Origin of the sequence: Rhizobacter sp. (genome assembly GCF_032229685.1) — a bacterium.
Taxonomy (GTDB): domain Bacteria; phylum Pseudomonadota; class Gammaproteobacteria; order Burkholderiales; family Burkholderiaceae_C; genus LMDS01.
In genome coordinates this window covers 148,878-167,184 of sequence record NZ_JAVTWP010000032.1, presented here as the reverse complement: position 1 = coordinate 167,184, position 18,307 = coordinate 148,878, and the positions used below count along the sequence as shown (strand labels likewise).

Genomic DNA, 18,307 nt, shown 5'->3' with positions numbered 1-18,307 from the left:
GCGTCAAACTCGCTTGAAAACCAAGGTGCCGTTGGTGCCGCCGAAGCCGAAGTTGTTCTTCACGGCGTAGTCGATCTTCATCTCGCGGGCGCTGTTGGCGCAGTAGTCCAGGTCGCACTCGGGGTCCTGGTTGAAGATGTTGATCGTCGGCGGCGACACTTGGTGGTGCACGGCCAAGGCCGTGAAAACCGACTCGATGCCACCGGCGCCACCGAGCAGGTGGCCGGTCATCGACTTGGTCGAGTTCACGACCAGCTTGTGGGCATGGGCACCGAACGCGAGCTTGATCGCGTTGGTCTCGTTCAGGTCACCGAGCGGCGTGGAAGTGCCGTGCGCGTTCAGGTACTGCACCTGGTCGGCGTTCAGGCCGGCGTTGCGCAGTGCCGCCTTCATCGAACGCTTGGGGCCGTCGACGTTGGGCGCGGTCATGTGGTACGCGTCGGCACCCATGCCGAAGCCGGTGAGTTCGGCGTAGATCTTGGCGCCGCGGCGCTTGGCGTGTTCGTACTCTTCGAGCACCAGCACCCCGGCACCTTCGCCGAGCACGAAGCCGTCGCGGTCCTTGTCCCACGGGCGCGACGCGGTCAGCGGGTCGTCGTTGCGGGTCGACAGCGCACGGGCGGCGGCGAATCCACCCACGCCCAGCGGCGACACCGTCGCTTCGGAGCCACCGGCGATCATCACGTCGGCGTCGCCGTATTCGATCAGGCGCCCGGCTTCGCCGATGCAATGCAGACCGGTGGTGCAGGCCGTGACGATCGCCATGTTCGGGCCCTGGAACCCGAAGGTGATGGAGACGTGGCCCGAGATCATGTTGATGATCGACGCCGGCACGAAGAACGGCGTGATGCGGCGGGGCCCGCGAGCCGTCAGTTCGGCGTGCGTGGCTTCGATCAGCGGCAGGCCGCCAATGCCCGAACCCACCATCACGCCGATGCGCTCGGCCTGCTCTTCATTCAGCGCGTCGTTGGTCGACAGGCCGGCATCACGCACGGCCTGGATAGACGCCGCCAGGCCGTAATGGATGAAGGTGTCCATGTGACGCGCATCTTTGGCCGGGAAGTAGTCCTCGACCTTGAATCCCTTCACTTCACCGGCAAACTTGCAAGCGAAGTTCGACGCGTCGAACTTGGTGATGTTGGCGATGCCGGAGCGGCCCGCCAGCACGTTGGCCCAGCCTTCGGCCACCGTGTTGCCCACGGGGCTGATGAGGCCGAGACCGGTCACGACAACGCGGCGTCGGGTCATGGCTTGTCTTCCGCTGGATGCGCTGCTGACCAGAAAGGCCTCAGGCGGCCTTCTGGTGCTTTACGGCGTAGTCGATCGCCAGTTGCACGGTCGTGATCTTCTCGGCTTCTTCGTCGGGGATCTCGATGCCGAACTCGTCTTCGAGGGCCATCACCAGTTCGACAGTGTCGAGCGAGTCGGCGCCGAGGTCGGCGACGAAGGCCTTGTCGTTCACGACATCAGCTTCGGGAACACCGAGTTGTTCGGCAATGATTTTTTTGACACGTGCTTCGATATCGCTCATGACTCCTCCGGGAGTGTTTACGGAAACAGCCCGGGATTCTACGGCCTGAAGGCCGCACGCCGGTCGGGACACCCCGGCGTGGCAATGGCTGCGCCACCGCCCTCAATTCATGTACATGCCGCCGTTGACGTGCAGCTCGGTGCCGGTGATGTAGCCGGCGTTGGGCGAGGCCAGAAACGCCACCGCGTGCGCGATGTCGGCCCCATGGCCGAGCCGCCCGAGCGGGATCTGCGCCATCAGCGCGGTGGTCTGTGCTTCGGTCAGCGCCTTCGTCATGTCGGTCTCGATGAAGCCCGGTGCCACGCAGTTGACGGTGATGCCGCGGCTGCCGAGTTCGCGCGCGAGCGAGCGTGTCATGCCCGCCACGCCGGCCTTGGCTGCGGCGTAGTTGGCCTGGCCGGCGTTGCCGCTGGCGCCCACCACCGAGGTGATGTTGACGATGCGGCCATAGCGCTGCTTCATCATCGGCCGGATCGCGGCGCGGCTGACACGGAACACCGCTTTCAGATTCGTGTCGAGCACCGCGTCCCAGTCGTCGTCTTTCATGCGCATCGACAGCGTGTCACGCGTGATGCCGGCGTTGTTCACGACCACGTGCAGGCCGCCGAGTTCCTTGACGATCGTGTCGATGGCTGAATCGACGCCGCCCACGTCGTTCACGTTCAGGCACAGCCCGCGGCTGCCGGCGAACGGCGCGAGCGCTTCGCCGATGCTTGCCGCACCGGCTTCGGTCGTCGCGGTGCCGACGACCTTCATGCCGTGCCCGGCCAAGGCCATCGCGATTGCACGACCGATCCCGCGTGAAGCGCCGGTGACGAGCGCCACCTGCCCGGCCATCTGTACTTCGCTCATGCCAGCAACCCCTTCACATCGGCCAGCGACGCCGCGTCGAACACAGCGCCCGACACCGCTTCGGCGTCGACCCGCTTGACAATGCCGGCCAGCACCTTGCCGGGGCCGCATTCGATGATGTGGCCGATACCGCGCGCGCGAATCGCCTGCACGACCTCGACCCAGCGCACCGGGCCGAAGGCCTGGCGGTACAAGGCATCACGGATCACCGCGGGATCACTCTCGACCTTCACGTCGATGTTGTTGACCACCGGAATCACCGGTGCCACGAGGCTCGTTGCGGCGAGCCGTTCGCGCAGCCGGTCAGCCGCCGGTTTCATCAGGCTCGAATGGAACGGTGCCGACACGGCGAGCAGCAAGGCACGCTTCGCGCCCTTGGCCTTGAGCACTTCGCAGGCCTTGTCGACGCCGGCCTTCGAGCCGGCGATCACGGTCTGCTTCGGGTCGTTGAAGTTCGCGGCGTCCACCACTTCGCCGGTGCTGGCCGCCGCTTCGGCACAGCCATCGCGCACCGCCTGGGCATCGAGCCCGAGTATCGCGGCCATCGCGCCCGCGCCGACCGGCACGGCGTCCTGCATCGCCTGTGCACGAAAGCGCACCAGCGGCAAGGCGGTGGCCAGGGTCAACGAACCGGCCGCGACGAGCGCGCTGTATTCACCCAGCGAGTGCCCGGCCACCACGCTTGGCGTGAGGCCGGTCTCGGCCATCCAGGCACGGTAGCAGGCGATGCCTGCGGTCAACATCACCGGCTGGGTGTTGGTGGTGAGGTCGAGTTGGTCCTTCGGGCCGGCGTTGATCAGCCGGCCGATGTCTTCACCCAGCGCGTCGGAGGCTTCGGCCAGTGTCTGGCGCACCGCCGCATGGTCGCCCCACGCGTCGAGCATGCCCACGGCCTGCGAGCCCTGGCCCGGAAATACGAATGCGAATGGCGTCATCGCTCTGTGTCTCGGCTGTTTTTCTTGGAAAGGAGCGGCCAGCGCGCTCAGAGATCGAGCAGCACCGCACCCCAGGTGAAACCACCGCCCACACCTTCGAGCAACACGGTGTCGCCGCGCTTGATCTTGCCGTTGCGCACCGATTCGTCGAGCGCCAGGGGCACCGAAGCCGCCGACGTGTTGCCGTGTTCGTGCACGGTGACGATGAGCTTGTCCATCGGCACCTTCATGCGCTTGGCCGTGCCGTGCATGATGCGGATGTTGGCCTGGTGCGGGATCAGCCAGTCGACGTCGTCGGTCGTGCGGCCGGCCTTTTCGAGCACGGAGCGGGCCACGTCTTCGAGCACACCGACCGCCAGCTTGAACACCGCCTGGCCGTCCATCTTCAGCAGCGGGTCGCCGAGCACCTGGCCACCCGAGACCGTGCCCGGCACACAGAGAATGTCGACATGCCGCCCATCGGCGTGCAGTTCGCTCGCCAGGATGCCAGGCGTGTCGCTGGCTTCGAGAACCACGGCGCCAGCACCGTCGCCGAACAACACGCAGGTCGTGCGGTCCTTGAAGTCGAGGATGCGCGAAAACACTTCGGCACCCACCACCAGCGCGTTGCGAGCCGCACCGGTGCGGATCATCGAATCGGCCACCGTGAGCGCATACACGAACCCCGAGCACACGGCCTGCACGTCGAACGCCGCGCAACCGTGCACGCCGAGCTTTTGCTGCAGCAGGCAGGCGGTCGATGGGAACACCATGTCGGGCGTGCTGGTCGCCACGATGATCAGGTCGATGTTCGCCGCGTCGACATCGGCGGCTTCGAGCGCCCGCCTCGCCGCTTCGAGGGCCAGGTCGCTGCTGACCACATCGGGTGCGGCGAAATGGCGCGCCTTGATGCCGGTGCGTTCGACGATCCACTGGTCGGAAGTCTCGACACCAGTCAACGCGAGTTGCGCAGCCAATGCGTCATTCGTCAGCCGGTTCGGCGGCAGGTAACTGCCGGTGCCCGTGATCCTTGAATAGCGTGGCGCGGTCGGTGTCATGCGGTGTTGTCAGGCAACGTCTGCTGCGATCGGATCGGCCTGTTTCGGCGCGGCGGGCATCGCGGCCAGCGTGTCGAGAATCCGGTCGTGCACCCGATCCAGAAGGCCGTTTCGAGCGGCATCATAAGCCCGATTCAGCGCCTGTTCGAACGCGAAAGCGTCGGCAGAACCGTGGCTCTTGAACACCAGCCCACGCAGGCCGAGCAGCGCCGCGCCGTTGTAGCGGCGGTGGTCTACGCGGGCTTGCAGCGCTTTGAGCACAGGAAGCGCCATCAACGCGGCAAGTTTGGTGAAGATGCTGCGCGTGAACTCTTGCTTGACGAACTTCGACAGCATCGAGGCGAGGCCTTCCGAGGTCTTCAGCGCAACGTTCCCGACGAAGCCGTCGCAGACCACGATGTCGGTCGTGCCTTTGAAAATGTCGTTGCCTTCCACGTTGCCGTGGAAGTTGAGGTGCCCGCTCGCAGCAGCGGCCCGCAACAATTCGGCCGCCTGCTTGATGGTTTCGCTGCCCTTGATCGCTTCTTCGCCGATGTTGAGCAGGCCGACACTCGGGTCTTCCTTGCCGGCAATGGCCGCGACCAGCGCGCTGCCCATCACGGCGAACTGCAGCAGGTGTTCGGCGCTGCAGTCGACGTTCGCACCCAGATCGAGCACGGTCGTGAAACCGTCGCGCTCGTTGGGCATCACGGTGGCGATGGCCGGGCGGTCGATGCCTTCAAGTGTCTTGAGCACATAGCGCGACACGGCCATCAGCGCGCCGGTGTTGCCGGCAGAAACACAGGCCTGGGCCTGCGCCACGCCGTTCGCGTCGGCCTTGACCTGGGTGACGGCCACGCGCAGCGAAGAATCCTTCTTCTTGCGCAACGCCACCTCGATCGGGTCGTCCATCTCGACGACTTCGGCGGCGGTAACCACGCGGCATCGTGGCCACGAAGCCGCTTCTGCGAGCGCCTCGGCGCGGCCGACCAGAATCAGTTCAGCAGCAGGGTGTGCCGTCAGGAACGCGCGGCAGGCGGGCAAGGTGACCGACGGGCCGTGGTCGCCGCCCATGCAATCGACCGCAAGCCGAACGACGCCGGCAAGGGGCGCATGAGCCGAATTCATCGCAGGGCGAAGATCAGCGCCGGCCTCGAACGGCCGGCACAACGAACTCTCAGGCGTCCGCCTTGGTCTTCAGCACCTTGCGCCCACGGTAGAAACCGTTCGGGCTGATGTGGTGGCGCAGGTGCGACTCGCCCGTGGTGGGCTCGATCGCCGTGCCGGGCGCGTTCAGCGCGTAGTGGGCACGATGCATGCCACGCTTGGAAGGGGACTTCTTGTTCTGTTGAACGGCCATGGAGCTCTCCTTGGGCCCGCATTCAAGCCGGGGCCAGCGCTGCGACAGTGCTTGTCGCCGGGTGGTTTCGCTGAATGCAGCGCAAAAACTGACTGACAGGTATTGCAAGTGCGGGAGCCGGCCACCGCAAAAGCGGTGCGTGCGCAGGGGTGCCCGCAGACAAGCCCAAGATTCTAGCACGGCCGGCCCGGCAGGGTCAGTTCGGCCGCCCGCCCCGTTTAAGGGCGGCCAAGGCCGCAAAAGGATTGGGCTTCTCTTCGGCCAGCGGATCGTTGGCGCGAACCGGTAACGGCTCAGGGCAAATGTCGTGCCGCGGGACGATCGGCAGCGCGAGCAGGAGTTCGTCTTCGACAAGCTCGCGCAGGTCGAGCGAGCGGGTCAACGCCAGCACGTCGTCTTCGCTGTCGGCGTCGAGCTCCGCAGCGGCGTCTTCACCATGCACAAACAGGAAGCTGCGTTCGACCTGGACCGACACGGTCATCGGCTTCAGGCAGCGCTGGCACTCGAGCGACACGGCGGTGGCCGCCCTGACATGGAGCCAGGTCTGCGGCTCGCCGCCTGGCGCTGGCCGCTGCTCGCCCTGCGCGCTCCAGGCTACCTCTGATGCATAGCGATCGGCGGCGTCTGCGTCCAGCGCGGAATCGGCCAGGCGCACAAGTTGCAGCAGCGGCCACCGGCCGTCGAGCCGGCCGCCTTCCTTGGCGAAGGCCTGTACCTCGAGGCGCAAAGGGTCGAAATCGCGGGTAGCCATCGCCTGAGTGTAAGACGCTCGGCCGGCAGCAGCGCCCACGATGGGAGAATGAACCGATGAGCAAACAGCCACGTCTGATCCTCGGTTCCACCTCTGTCTACCGACGCGAGCTGCTGGGCCGGCTGCGCCTGCCGTTCGACGTGCTGGCACCCCAGGTCGACGAAACGCCGGTTCCCGGCGAGGCCCCTGCAACGCTTGCGCTTCGCCTGGCGCTGGCCAAAGCCCAGGCGGTCGCACACCAGAACCCGGCTGCGGTTGTGATCGGCTCGGATCAGGTGGCCGACCTCGACGGGCAATCGATCGGCAAACCCGGAAACCACGACCGCGCTGTGGCACAGCTGCGCAGCATGAGCGGGCGCAGCGTGGTGTTCCAGACCGCGGTGGCGGTGGTCTGCCTGCACACGGCCTTCGCCGAATCAGCGTTGGTGCCGGTCAGGGTGCGGTTTCGCGAACTCTCTGACGACGAGATCGAGCGCTACCTCCGCGCCGAGCAACCCTATGACTGCGCCGGCAGCGCCAAGTCTGAAACGCTGGGCATCGCCTTGCTCGAAGCGATCGAATCCGACGACCCCACCGCGCTGGTCGGGCTGCCATTGATCCGCACCTGCGCGTTGCTGCGCGCCGCCGGCATCGACCCGCTCGCGGCGCCGCTCCCATGAGCCGGCGCGGCGAACTGGTGCTGATGCCGAACACACTCGACTTCGGTGCCCCCGGCGCCTTGCCCGACCTGCAGGACGTGTTGCCTCTCGGAGTGATCCGGCGTGCCGCCGCGCTGCAACACTGGGTCGCCGAGAACGCCAAGACGACGCGCGCCTTCCTCAAGCGTGTCGACGCCGTCGTGCCGCTCGCGCAGCCGCTGCAGGCGCTGTCGATCCTGGAGCTGCCACGCCCGCAAAAAGGTGCGCGCGTCGCTGCAGTTCCGAACCTCGACGCGCTGCTGGCGCCGGCGCTGCACGGTCATGACATCGGCTTGATTTCCGAAGCCGGGTTGCCGGCTGTCGCGGACCCCGGCGCCACCCTTGTGCAGGCCGCGCACATTGCCGGCCTGAATGTGGTCGCCCTGCCCGGCCCGAGTTCGCTGCTGCTGGCGCTCGGCGCCAGCGGCCTCAATGGCCAGAGCTTTGCGTTCGTGGGTTACCTGCCCGTGGACGCCACCGAACGAGGCACACGCATCCGCGAACTCGAAGCGCTCTCTCGGCGAGCCGGGCAGACCCAATTGATGATCGAGACGCCCTATCGCAACGAAGCGCTCATGGCCGCGCTGCTGGCACACCTGCAGGGCGGAACACGCGTGTCGGTGAGTTGCGGCCTGACGCTGTCGTCGGCCTTCACGCGCACCGACACGGTGGAACGATGGAAGGCGCGCCCTGCGAAGCTTCCGGCCGACGTGCCTGCCGTCTTCAGCCTGCTCGCCAGCTGAGGGCGGCGCTTCAGGACACCGCTTCGCCCGGCAGCTTGGCGCCGAACAACGCGGCCACGCGCTTCTTCGGCTTGATGTTGGGCGACAGACCTCGCGGTGCCGCGGGCGCCTTGTTTTCCCAGGCCGGTTCGGCCCCCGCCGCATCGGGCTCGTAGGGCTTGTCGAAGAACGGGTCGCTCGGGGCACGCGGAGGCGCGTAGCTCGGGGCGCTGCGCGCCGCAGGCGCCACACGGGTGGGCCGGTCGTCGGCACCTTCACCATCATGACGAGCCCGGTCGCGGTGCTCGCGACGCGGCGCCTCGTCGTCGAACTCCATCGGTTCGAGTTCGATCTTCTTCTTGATCAATTTTTCAATGTCGGCCACCAGGCGAGCGTCGGAAGACGACACCAAGGTCACCGCCAGGCCCGAGGCCCCTGCGCGGCCGGTGCGGCCGATGCGGTGCACGTAGTCTTCGGCGTTGAAGGGCACGTCGAAGTTGAACACCGCCGGCAGGTCGGCGATGTCGAGGCCGCGGGCGGCAACGTCTGTTGCCACCAGCACGTCGACGGTGCCGCCCTTGAAGGCGTCGAGCGCCTTGAGCCGCTCGTCTTGCGACTTGTCACCGTGCAGCGCATTCGTGCGCAGCCCGTCGCGCTCGAACGAGCGCGCCAGGCGCGCGCAGCCGAGCTTGGAGTTGACGAACACCAGCGCCTGCGTGATCGAGCGCTCTTTCAACACCTTCAGCACGGCACGGCGCTTGTCGTCGGTGGACACGCTGAAGAAGCGTTGCTCCACGGTGCTGGCCGTGGCATTCGGCCGCGCCACTTCGACGAGGATCGGGTCCTGCAGGTAGCTCTCGGCCAGGCGCTTGATCTCGGGCGAAAACGTGGCCGAGAACAGCAGTGTCTGGCGGGCCTTGGGCAGGTAGCTCAGGATGCGCTGCAGGTCGGGCAGGAAGCCGATGTCGAGCATGCGGTCGGCCTCGTCGAGCACCACGTACTCGACCTGGTTCAACACGCAGTTCTTGGCCTCGATGTGGTCGAGCAGGCGGCCCGGCGTGGCCACCAGCACCTCGACGCCGCCTTTTAGCTCGAGCGTCTGCGGCTTCATGTCGATGCCGCCGTACACCACGGCCACGCGCAACTTGGTCTGCGCGGCATAACCTTTGATGTTGGCGGCGACCTGGTCGGCCAGCTCGCGCGTGGGGGCGATCACCAGGGCTCGCACCGGGTGACGCGCGGGCGACATGCTGGCGTTTTCGTGGCGCAGCATGCGGTGCAGCAGCGGCAGCGAAAACGCGGCGGTCTTGCCCGTGCCGGTTTGCGCGGCGCCCATCACGTCACGCCCGGCCAGCACGATCGGGATCGCCTTGGCCTGGATCGGCGTCATCATCGTGTAACCCTGCACCGCCACAGCGCGCTGCAGGCTGGGCGCCAGGCCGACGCTGGCGAATTCGAGTGCGGCGGGTGGCGTCTCGGCGAGACTGGTCGGGTCTATCGAAGGGTCTGCTGCGGCACCCGCAGCGGTTTGTATCGTGATTTCGGTCATCCTTCGATTATCGCCTCCCCCCACGGATCAGCGTTGTCGGCTGGGGTGGCACCACTAGAATTGTTGGTTTTGAGCGTGCCGGCAGGCACGTCTTGCGCGCAAAGAAGCGCCGCTCCAACTCCATCGATTCGAACGAGAACACCCATGACCGCTTCCACCTCGCCCACCGTTGCCGTCATCGGCCTCGGCTACGTGGGCTTGCCGCTCGCCGTCGAATTCGGCAAGAAGTACCGCACGCTCGGCCTGGACATGTCGGCCGAAAAGGTCGCCGCTTATCAGCGCTTTTTCGACCCGACCGGTGAAGTCAGCGGCGACGAATTGCGCGCGGCCAAACAGCTGAGCTGTGGAACCGACCCCACGGTGCTGTCGCAGGCCGACTTCATCGTGGTGGCGGTGCCCACGCCGGTCGACGACGCGCACCGGCCCGACTTCACGCCGCTGGTCAAAAGCTCTGAATCGGTGGGCAAACACATCAAGCGCGGCGCAACGGTGGTGTACGAATCCACGGTCTACCCCGGCGCCACCGAAGAGGTCTGCATCCCGATCATCGAGCGCCTGTCGGGTCTGAAGTGGAAGAAAGACTTCTTCGTCGGCTACAGCCCCGAGCGCATCAACCCGGGCGACAAGGAACGCACGGTCACCAAGATCAAGAAGGTCGTGGCCGGCGACACCGCCGAGACGCTCGCACTCGTCGAGAAGATGTACGGCTCGATCATCACCGCTGGCGTGTACCCGGCCAGCAGCATCATGGTGGCCGAAGCTGCCAAGGTGATCGAAAACACCCAGCGTGACCTGAACATCGCGCTGATGAACGAGCTGGCCATCATCTTCCACAAGATCGGCATCGACACGACCGAAGTGCTCGAGGCCGCAGGCAGCAAGTGGAACTTCCTGCCGTTCCGCCCGGGCCTGGTGGGTGGCCACTGCATCGGCGTCGACCCCTACTACCTGACGCACAAGGCCGAGATGCTCGGCCACCACCCGCAAGTGATCCTGGCAGGCCGGCGCATCAACGACAGCATGGGCAAGTACATCGCCGAGCAGACCATCAAGGAAATGATCGCGAACAACCTGCCGGTGAAGGGTGCGCACATCATCGTGCTCGGCCTCACCTTCAAGGAAAACTGCCCCGACCTGCGCAACAGCAAGGTGATCGACGTGATCCGCGAATTGCAGAGCTATGGCGCCACCGTGCACGTGCACGACCCGCTGGCCGCTTCTGCCGAAGCCGAGCACGAGTACGGCGTCTCCCTGAAGAAACTCGAAGACATGCCCAAGGCGCAGGCCATCGTGGCCGCCGTGGCGCACCGCGAGTACAAGGAGCTGCCGGTCGCCACCGTGGCCGCGATGGGCGTGCCCGGCGCGGTGTTTGTCGACGTGAAAGCGAGCTTCGACGCTGCTGCGATCGCGGCCGCCGGACTGCGCCCCTGGCGCCTCTGATGCCACACTCGTGACAGCCTTCTCCGACCTTCAGGCGCGCTTGCGAGCAGAGCGCCACACCTGGCTCGTGACCGGCGTGGCCGGTTTCATCGGTTCGAACCTCCTCGAAGCCCTGCTCAAGCTCGACCAGCAGGTGGTGGGCCTCGACAACTTCGCCACTGGCCACCAGCACAACCTGGACGAAGTACGCACGCTGGTATCGCCCGAGCAGTGGGCGCGCTTTCGCTTCGTCAACGGCGACATCCGCGAGCTGGCCGATTGCCAAGCGGCCTGCGCCGGCGTGGACTACGTGCTGCACGAGGCCGCGCTCGGCAGCGTGCCACGCTCGCTGGCCGACCCGGTGCTCACCAACAGCGCCAACATCACCGGTTTTCTGAACATGCTCACCGCGGCGCGCGACGCCGGCGTGAAGCGCTTCGTCTTTGCCGCATCGAGCTCGACCTACGGCGACCACCCGGCGCTGCCGAAGGTCGAAGACACGATCGGCAAACCGCTCTCGCCCTACGCCGTCACCAAGTACGTGAACGAGCTCTACGCCGACGTGTTCGCGCGCTGCTACGGCTTCGAGTCGATCGGCCTGCGCTACTTCAACGTGTTCGGCCCGCGCCAGGACCCGGAAGGCGCGTACGCGGCCGTCATCCCGAAATGGATCGCCTCGATGCTGCGCAACGAGCCTGTCTTCATCAACGGCGACGGCGAAACCAGCCGCGACTTCTGCTTCATCGACAACGTGGTTCAGGCGAACCTGCTGGCTGCCACCACGAACAGCGCCGAGGCGGTGAACCAGATCTACAACGTGGCGGTGGGCGACCGCACTTCGCTGAATCAGCTCTACGAGCTGCTGCGCTCGAACCTCGCGCAGCACTGCGCTCATCTGCAAGACGCCGCGCCGATTCGGCGCGACTTCCGCGCCGGAGACGTTCTGCACTCGCTGGCAGACATCGGCAAAGCGAGGTCGCGGCTGGGCTACGCGCCGGCCTACCCGGTCCGCGAAGGGCTCGCGTTGTGCATGGCGTGGTACGTGGCCAGCTCGGGGATCGCCGCTTCGCCCTGAAACCAGGGGCCTTTGCCGGTTCGACATGACGGGCGTGGATAATCACCACTTGCCCCGATGAGCAACGATCGTCCCACTGCCTACCCTCCTGAGACCGCTCAAACGCTCACGGCTCCCCAGGTAGTTGCTGGCGCAGTCGGGTTCATTCCCGGGTGAAGACGACATCGTGCGCTTCGAAGACTCGTGGGGAAGAATATGACGCTGCGCAAGCCATACGGCGCACAACTCAAGGTTTACGACCCTTCATGACACTCATCCGCTTTCGTCCCCCGCGTCTCGTGATGTCGCTGTGCCTCTCGCTCGGCCTGGCCACCTCGATGGCTGCCGAAGACAACCCGAATGGCAGCAACTCGTTCAACACCCCCAGCTACCCGAGCGGGGTGGTTCCGAAGGCTGGCACGCAGGCGCAACCTGGCGTCCAGGCCGACACCCCTGGCATACGCTCGATGCAGAACCCGAACACCACGGATCAGCTTGGCCGACAGACCGGACCGGGTGCCAACGCGCTCGACCCGGCGCCGCGTCGTGCCGACCTGCCGCCGCCGAAGCCCGGCGAATTTCAGAAGTTCGTCGAAGCCGCCACGGGGCGTTTGTTGCCGTTGTTCGGCAACGGCTTCTTCACCGACAACGCCGACTCGTTTTCACCAGTCGACAACGTCCCGGTATCGGCCGACTACACGGTCGGCCCGGGCGACGAGATCATGCTGCGCGCGTGGGGCTCGATCGACGTCGACTACCGAACCAAGGTCGACCGCAACGGCCTGCTCAGCCTGCCCAAGATCGGCAGCTTCAACGTGGCGGGGGTCAAGGCCTCGGAGCTCGAAAAGCACTTGCGCGCACAGATCGGCCGGCTCTACACCAACTTCAATCTGAGTGTGTCGCTCGGGCAGTTGCGCGGCGTGAAGGTGTTCGTCGTCGGCCCGGCCCGCCGGCCGGGTGTGTACACCCTCGCCAGCCAGTCGACCATGTTGTCGGCCATCGTGTCGGCGGGTGGGCCGGCCGCCAACGGGTCGATGCGCAAGGTGCTGCTGCGCCGCGATGGCCGCGTGGTTTCGGAGCTCGACATCTACGAGTTCTTGGTACAGGGCGACAAGTCGAAAGACATTCAGCTCGCGGCCGGCGACGTGGTCGTGTTTCAGGCCGCAGGCGCGCGCGTGGCGCTCAACGGCGCCCTTGACACCCCGGCGATCTACGAACTCAAGGCGCCACAGGAGCCGGTGCGCGAAGTGCTGCGCTACGCCGGTGGCACACCTTTGCTGGCCAACCCGAACCAGGCTCAGCTCGAGCGCGTCGACGCGGAGCAACCCAAGGCCGCACGTTTTGTCGAGACCTTCAAGCTCGACGGCAACGGGCTGCAAAAGCCGCTGCGCGATGGTGACGTATTGACCTTGCTAGCGATCTCGCCGCAGTTCGCCAACGCGGTCACGCTGCGCGGCCATGTTGCACAGCCGCTGCGCTATCCGTTCACGCCCGGCATGCGCATTCGTGACCTGATCCCCGACCGCGACGCACTGATCTCACCCGACTTCTACCGGCGCAAGAACCTGCTGGTGCAGGTGCTGGAAGACGACGAAGACCTCCGCGCAGACGCGGCGGCGGCCGCCCCCGTGGCGGCCGCCAACGGCACGCCCGCAGGCGCAGGCAGCAACGACCCGACACTCAGGTCGGCACCGCGGACGGCGGCCGAGCGCACCCGCCGCAAGGAAGATCGTGTCGTGGTCGAAGCCTCCAAGAAAGCACCGACGGCGCTGTTCAATGCCCTTAACTGGGACTACGCCGTGATCGAGCGGCTCAACGGTCAGGACCTCAGCACCCAGGTGATTCCGTTCAATCTGGGCAAGGCGGTTCTGCAGGGCGACGACGCCAACAACATCGAGCTGAGGAGCGGCGACGTGGTCACGGTCTACAGCCAGAAGGACATCCGCGTGCCCGTGTCGCGCCAGACCCGACTGGTCTCGCTCGAAGGCGAAGTCGGCTCGCCCGGCGTGTACCAGCTGGAGCCCGGAGACACACTCAAGAGCGTGATCGCAAGAGCGGGCGGTTTCACTGCACAGGCCTATCTGTACGGCCTGGAGTTCAGCCGCGAAGAAACGCGCCAACGCCAGCGCGAGAACCTCGTGGCCGCGATCGCGCGTCTCGAATCGCTCTCGGCGGTGCAGGCGGCGCGTGACGCCGCAAACCGGCGCGACGATGCCATCGGCGCCGCTTCGACCACGGCGGTGAGCAATGCCGCAACGCAGGCCCAGCTCTCGCGCTTGCGCAACGTCCAGCCCAACGGCCGGATCGCGCTCGAACTCGAAGCCGAAACGAGCACGCTGGCGGCGCTGCCAGACGTGCCTCTCGAAGGTGGCGACCGGATCGTGGTGCCCTCGCGGCCCGGCTTCGTGACCGTGGCGGGCGCGGTCGTCAACAGCAACGCGTTCCTGTGGAAAGCAGGCCGCACCGCCGGCGAGTACCTGCGCCTGGCCGGTGCCGACGAGGCCGCCGAACCCGACAACATGTTCATCCTGCGTGCCGATGGCACCGTGAGCCACGCCGGCGACAAGCGCGGGTTCTTCGGCCGCAGCAGCCTCGAGTCACAAGTCATGCAGCCTGGCGACGCACTCATCGTGCCGAACCAGCTCGACTTCGAAACCTGGGGCCGCGCGTTCGTTCGCAACCTGAAAGACTTTGCGCAGATCTTTACCGGATTCGGCATTGGCATCGCCGCGATCCACTCGCTTTGATGTCGGGGGTTCCATGAAGAGCGACTATTCGCAGCAGCTTCCGACGTCGGAGGCCGATGCGTTGGAAGACGAAGGGCGGAGCATCAGGCTCACTCAGACCATGGTCTGGATCGGCGAGGGTAAACGGCTGATCGCGAAAGTCACCTTGCTGGCAGCCGTTGCGTCGGTCGCGGTTGGCTTTCTGATCCCGAAGACCTTCACGGCGCGGGCCACTCTGCTGGCGCCGGGTTCCCAGCAGCAAAGCGGGTCCGTCGCCGCGTTGGCGGCGCTCGGCTCGCTCGGCGGCCTGGTCGGAGGTTCGTCGAAGTCGCCGGATGAGTTGTACGTGGCTCTGCTGAAGAGCGACAGCGTTCAACGTGTTTTGGCTGAACGCTTCGAGCTCAAAGCGCGCTACGACGCGTCCAACTACGAAGAGTTGCGCAAGGCGATGGCCAAGACCATCCGCGTGTCGTCGGATCGCAAGAGCGGCCTGATCACGGTCGAGGTCGAGGACCATGAGCCGAAGTTCGCAGCCGACCTGGCCAACGCCCACGCCGGCGAAATCACGAAGGTACTGGGCCGTCTCGCGGTCTCAGAGGCGCAGTTGCGGCGGGTCTTTTTCGAGAAACAGCTCAACGACACGAAAGAGCACCTGATCAAGGCGGAACAGGACCTTCGTCAGGTCCAAGAGAAGTCGGGTGTGATCGTGCTAGACAAGCAGGCTGAGGCCCTCATCGGTGGCGCGGCACAGCTGCGCTCACTGGTCGCCGAACGTGAGGTACAGCTCAAGGTGCTGCGCACTGCGGCGACCGAGCAGAACCCCGAGGTCATACGCCTTAGTTCGGAGTTGCGCGCCTTGCGCGGCGAGCTGGCCCGCATGGAGTCGACGCAAGGCGGTAGCCCCGGCAGCGCAGTGGACATGCCGGTTGGCAAGCTGCCTGAGGCCGGCATTGCTTACGTGCGCGCGAGACGCGAGGTCAAACTCCAGGAGACCCTGCTCGAAACAATGATCCGTCAGTTCGAGGCCGCGAAGCTCGACGAAGCCAAAGAAGGGCCGGCGTTGCAACGCGTCGATATTGCCGAGCCGCCCGACCACAAGTCCAAGCCGTCGATTGCGCAGATCGCCTTGGCCAGTACGTTGCTCGCGTTTCTGGCGTCGAGCTTCTTTGTCCTTGGGCGGAGCTACAGGGCCTGGTCACGCGAAGTGAACCCCCAGGATGCGCAGCTTCGGGAGCAGCTCGCGCGGGCGTGGCGCGTTCGCAGCTGACCCGCTGCCGTTCTCGCGACCGCCGGCTGCTCGCCCGCACGACTCGCACCTCACTGGCGCCGCACTTCGGCAACTCATCCAAACCGGGCGCTTGATCGTCGGGGAGCTGCACTACAATCGCGCGTTCAATGATTGAACAAGCTGGTTTTTTGTCATCCGAGCGGCCATCTCACGGCGATACTGAAGGGGCCCGGCTGGCGGTGTTGCGCCTGCTGCAGCAGCGCTCCGACATCTCGCAGCGCGAACTGTCGTCTGCACTCGGGCTCAGCTTGGGCAAGACTCACTATGTGTTGCATGCCCTGCTCGACAAAGGCATGGTCAAGGTCGGCAACTTTCGGCGCAGCGACAACAAGCTGGCCTATGCCTATGTCCTCACTCCCACCGGGCTGGGCGAGAAGATCCGCTTGACACGAGCCTTCCTCTCGCGCAAAGAAGCCGAGTTCGAGCAGATGCGGCACCTGATCGCAGCGCTCAAAGACGAACTCCCCCCCGAAGAGATTCGGTGACGCGATTCGACCCTCTGCACTTGCCGTCGCCCTGAACCCCTTCAAACAACCCGACGGAAGCAACCAGACCATGAACTCACGCCGCCTGCCTATCACCGAACGCAAGGTGCGCTTCGCATTGGTCGGCTGTGGCAGCATCGCCAACAACCACTTCGACTCGATAGCGAAGCGCGCTGATCGTTACGAGCCGACGGTTCGCCCGGGCCGCGATTGCGTGTGGGCTCAGTACACGTTGCCTGTCTCAGACCGAAGCCGCGTGCAGTGCGCACTCTGTGACCTGAATCTCCAGCCGGCCTACCCCGCGTGGTGCGGCGCCGACTGCTGCCCCAACAGTGCCCAAGCGGGCGGGCAGGTGATGAGCCTTCCCACGAGCGCGGACCTCGCCGAATATCAACAGGATCGCGTCGCGGCCGCGCTGCGGCGGGTATGGTCCTCGACGGCCGGGGGCGAGAGCGCCCGGCTCGGTGTCTGAAGCGGCGGCAAATGTGGACTTCTTCAAAGCTTTCGCAGTCGGGAACGGCCGGATCCGCTGTAACGAGCCGGAGGATGCGGTGACGTTCCGCCACTGGTTCAAGGGTCTCGCCGACAGCAAGGTCATCCGCTCGGTGGCGGTGCTCGTCGGCGGCACTGCATTGGCGCATGGCATCACAGCGGCCGCACTCCCGATCATCACGCGCCTGTACACGCCGGCCGACTTCACCATCATGGCGGTGTTTGCCAGCCTGCTGTCGATTTTGTCGGTGGCCGCAGCGCTGCGTTTCGATCTCGCCGTTCCGATCCCGGAGGACGATGGTGAAGCGATCAATCTGCTCGCGCTTGCGTTCGGCTGCGTCGTGATCGTCGCGACCATCCTCGCTATCGTCGTCCTGGCCGCCCCGAAGGCTATTCTGGAGGTGTTCAATCAGCCGGGGCTCGCGCCGTGGCTGTGGCTGCTTCCGTTCGGGGTTCTCCTCGCAGGCAGCTACAACGCGCTGCAAATGTGGTTCGTGCGCAAGAAGGAGTTCACGTCGATCGCCCGCAGCCGCGTGACCCAGTCCGCGGCGGCCGCCAGCACGCAGGTGGCCATGGGCTGGCTGCACTGGGCTCCGCTCGGGCTGATCGCGGGCCAGATGCTCAACACGGGAGCAGGCTGCGCGGCACTCGGCTACCGATTGCTCAGGCACGACCGCGGTGCGCTGCACGCAGTCAACGTGTTACGCATGCGCAAAGCGTTCGCCTCGTACGATCGCTTTCCGAAGTTCTCCACGCTCGAGGCCCTTGCCAACAGTGCTTCGATCCAGTTGCCCATCCTTGTCATCGCAGCCGTCGCAAGCGGGCCCGAAGCCGGCTACCTGGCCCTGGCCATGACGGCGATGCAGGTTCCGATGGGCCTTGTGGGTACGGCGGTGTTGCAGGTCTACATGTCCAGAGCCCCTGAGGAGCACCGCGCCGGCCGTCTCGACACGTTCACCACCAGCGTCTTCGGCGCCTTGATCAAGAGCGGCGTCGGCCCGCTCATTTTTGCCGGGTTTGTTGCGCCGGCCCTGTTCACCATCGTCTTCGGCGCAGAGTGGCGGCGCGCGGGTATTCTGGTGGCATGGATGACACCGTGGTTCGTCATGCAGTTCCTTTCCGTGCCAGTATCGACGGCGCTGCACGTCACCGGGCATCAACGGGCCGCCTTCGTTCTTCAGTTCTTCGCGCTCGCCCTGCGCGTCGGCGCCGTGTATGCAGTATCGATCGTGGCCGCCGATCTCGTCTCCGAAGCCTATGCGCTGAGCGGCTTTGTCTTCTATCTGCTCTATCTCGCCGTGGTGCTGCGCGTGGTCTCGGCCAAGGCCGCAACACTGACTCGTGAAACCTTGCGTGGATTGCCCATCGTCATAGCCTGGGCGGCTGCAGGTTGGATCGTCTCAGTCGCCAGCAGCAAACTGCACTGGCCGACACACTGACTCGCTGCTAT

18 protein-coding genes are annotated in these 18,307 nt (G+C 65.7%); 9 read left to right on the top strand and 9 right to left on the bottom strand.

Annotation, left to right across the window (positions count from 1 at the left end; all coding sequences use genetic code 11):
• Window positions 1-3: 3 nt before the first annotated feature.
• The 8 genes from fabF to AC30PD_RS15220 all read right to left on the bottom strand — a co-directional run bounded on the left by fabF (window position 4) and on the right by AC30PD_RS15220 (window position 6,445).
• Window positions 4-1,248 carry a beta-ketoacyl-ACP synthase II gene (gene fabF / locus AC30PD_RS15255; RefSeq protein ID WP_489536501.1) on the bottom strand — a complete coding sequence of 415 codons (1,245 nt, stop codon included), beginning with the start codon at window positions 1,246-1,248 and terminating at the stop codon, window positions 4-6.
• Between the two features lie 40 nt (window positions 1,249-1,288).
• Window positions 1,289-1,531, bottom strand: a complete 243-nt coding sequence (gene acpP / locus AC30PD_RS15250) for an acyl carrier protein (protein WP_489536500.1) — start codon at window positions 1,529-1,531, stop codon at window positions 1,289-1,291.
• Window positions 1,532-1,633: 102 nt separating this feature from the next.
• Window positions 1,634-2,383, bottom strand: coding sequence for a 3-oxoacyl-ACP reductase FabG (gene fabG / locus AC30PD_RS15245; RefSeq protein ID WP_489536499.1), 750 nt, complete (start codon window positions 2,381-2,383; stop codon window positions 1,634-1,636).
• Window positions 2,380-3,318, bottom strand: a complete 939-nt coding sequence (gene fabD, locus AC30PD_RS15240; protein WP_489536498.1) for an ACP S-malonyltransferase — start codon at window positions 3,316-3,318, stop codon at window positions 2,380-2,382. Before fabD ends, fabG begins: the two co-directional genes overlap by 4 nt.
• Before the next feature lie 47 nt (window positions 3,319-3,365).
• A complete protein-coding gene (locus tag AC30PD_RS15235) occupies window positions 3,366-4,355 on the bottom strand; it encodes a beta-ketoacyl-ACP synthase III (RefSeq protein ID WP_489536497.1) in 990 nt (329 codons plus the stop codon).
• A 9-nt stretch (window positions 4,356-4,364) separates the two neighbouring features.
• The gene (gene plsX / locus AC30PD_RS15230; protein WP_489536496.1) at window positions 4,365-5,462 is read right to left on the bottom strand and encodes a phosphate acyltransferase PlsX; all 1,098 of its coding nucleotides are present in this window, start codon (window positions 5,460-5,462) and stop codon (window positions 4,365-4,367) included.
• A gap of 49 nt (window positions 5,463-5,511) precedes the next feature.
• The gene (gene rpmF, locus AC30PD_RS15225; RefSeq protein ID WP_489536495.1) at window positions 5,512-5,694 is read right to left on the bottom strand and encodes a 50S ribosomal protein L32; all 183 of its coding nucleotides are present in this window, start codon (window positions 5,692-5,694) and stop codon (window positions 5,512-5,514) included.
• A gap of 196 nt (window positions 5,695-5,890) precedes the next feature.
• Window positions 5,891-6,445: a YceD family protein gene (locus tag AC30PD_RS15220; protein WP_489536494.1), complete on the bottom strand. Its 555-nt coding sequence runs from the start codon at window positions 6,443-6,445 to the stop codon at window positions 5,891-5,893.
• Between the two features lie 56 nt (window positions 6,446-6,501).
• Here AC30PD_RS15220 and AC30PD_RS15215 point away from each other — a divergent pair, with 56 nt between their 5' ends.
• Both AC30PD_RS15215 and AC30PD_RS15210 read left to right on the top strand, forming a co-directional pair.
• Complete coding sequence (locus tag AC30PD_RS15215) at window positions 6,502-7,104, top strand: Maf family nucleotide pyrophosphatase (RefSeq protein WP_489536493.1); 603 nt, start codon at window positions 6,502-6,504, stop codon at window positions 7,102-7,104.
• Window positions 7,101-7,865, top strand: a complete 765-nt coding sequence (locus tag AC30PD_RS15210; RefSeq protein ID WP_489536492.1) for an SAM-dependent methyltransferase — start codon at window positions 7,101-7,103, stop codon at window positions 7,863-7,865. Before AC30PD_RS15215 ends, AC30PD_RS15210 begins: the two co-directional genes overlap by 4 nt.
• Window positions 7,866-7,875: 10 nt before the next feature.
• Here the strand turns inward: AC30PD_RS15210 and AC30PD_RS15205 are convergent, their stop codons facing one another.
• Window positions 7,876-9,393, bottom strand: coding sequence for a DEAD/DEAH box helicase (locus AC30PD_RS15205; protein ID WP_489536491.1), 1,518 nt, complete (start codon window positions 9,391-9,393; stop codon window positions 7,876-7,878).
• Between the two features lie 144 nt (window positions 9,394-9,537).
• Here AC30PD_RS15205 and AC30PD_RS15200 point away from each other — a divergent pair, with 144 nt between their 5' ends.
• From AC30PD_RS15200 to AC30PD_RS15170, 7 genes are all read left to right on the top strand, one after another.
• Window positions 9,538-10,833, top strand: a complete 1,296-nt coding sequence (locus AC30PD_RS15200) for a nucleotide sugar dehydrogenase (protein ID WP_489536490.1) — start codon at window positions 9,538-9,540, stop codon at window positions 10,831-10,833.
• 10 nt (window positions 10,834-10,843) lie between these two features.
• Entirely contained in the window at window positions 10,844-11,887 is a 1,044-nt protein-coding gene (locus tag AC30PD_RS15195) for an NAD-dependent epimerase/dehydratase family protein (RefSeq protein WP_489536489.1), read from the top strand.
• Window positions 11,888-12,132: 245 nt separating this feature from the next.
• Window positions 12,133-14,613, top strand: a complete 2,481-nt coding sequence (locus AC30PD_RS15190; RefSeq protein ID WP_489536488.1) for a polysaccharide biosynthesis/export family protein — start codon at window positions 12,133-12,135, stop codon at window positions 14,611-14,613.
• A gap of 13 nt (window positions 14,614-14,626) precedes the next feature.
• Entirely contained in the window at window positions 14,627-15,859 is a 1,233-nt protein-coding gene (locus AC30PD_RS15185; RefSeq protein WP_489536487.1) for a Wzz/FepE/Etk N-terminal domain-containing protein, read from the top strand.
• A gap of 128 nt (window positions 15,860-15,987) precedes the next feature.
• Window positions 15,988-16,365: a MarR family EPS-associated transcriptional regulator gene (locus tag AC30PD_RS15180; RefSeq protein ID WP_489536486.1), complete on the top strand. Its 378-nt coding sequence runs from the start codon at window positions 15,988-15,990 to the stop codon at window positions 16,363-16,365.
• 70 nt (window positions 16,366-16,435) lie between these two features.
• Window positions 16,436-16,837 carry a hypothetical protein gene (locus AC30PD_RS15175; protein ID WP_489536485.1) on the top strand — a complete coding sequence of 134 codons (402 nt, stop codon included), beginning with the start codon at window positions 16,436-16,438 and terminating at the stop codon, window positions 16,835-16,837.
• Window positions 16,838-16,850: 13 nt separating this feature from the next.
• Window positions 16,851-18,296, top strand: coding sequence for a lipopolysaccharide biosynthesis protein (locus tag AC30PD_RS15170; protein ID WP_489536484.1), 1,446 nt, complete (start codon window positions 16,851-16,853; stop codon window positions 18,294-18,296).
• Window positions 18,297-18,307: the final 11 nt, after the last annotated feature.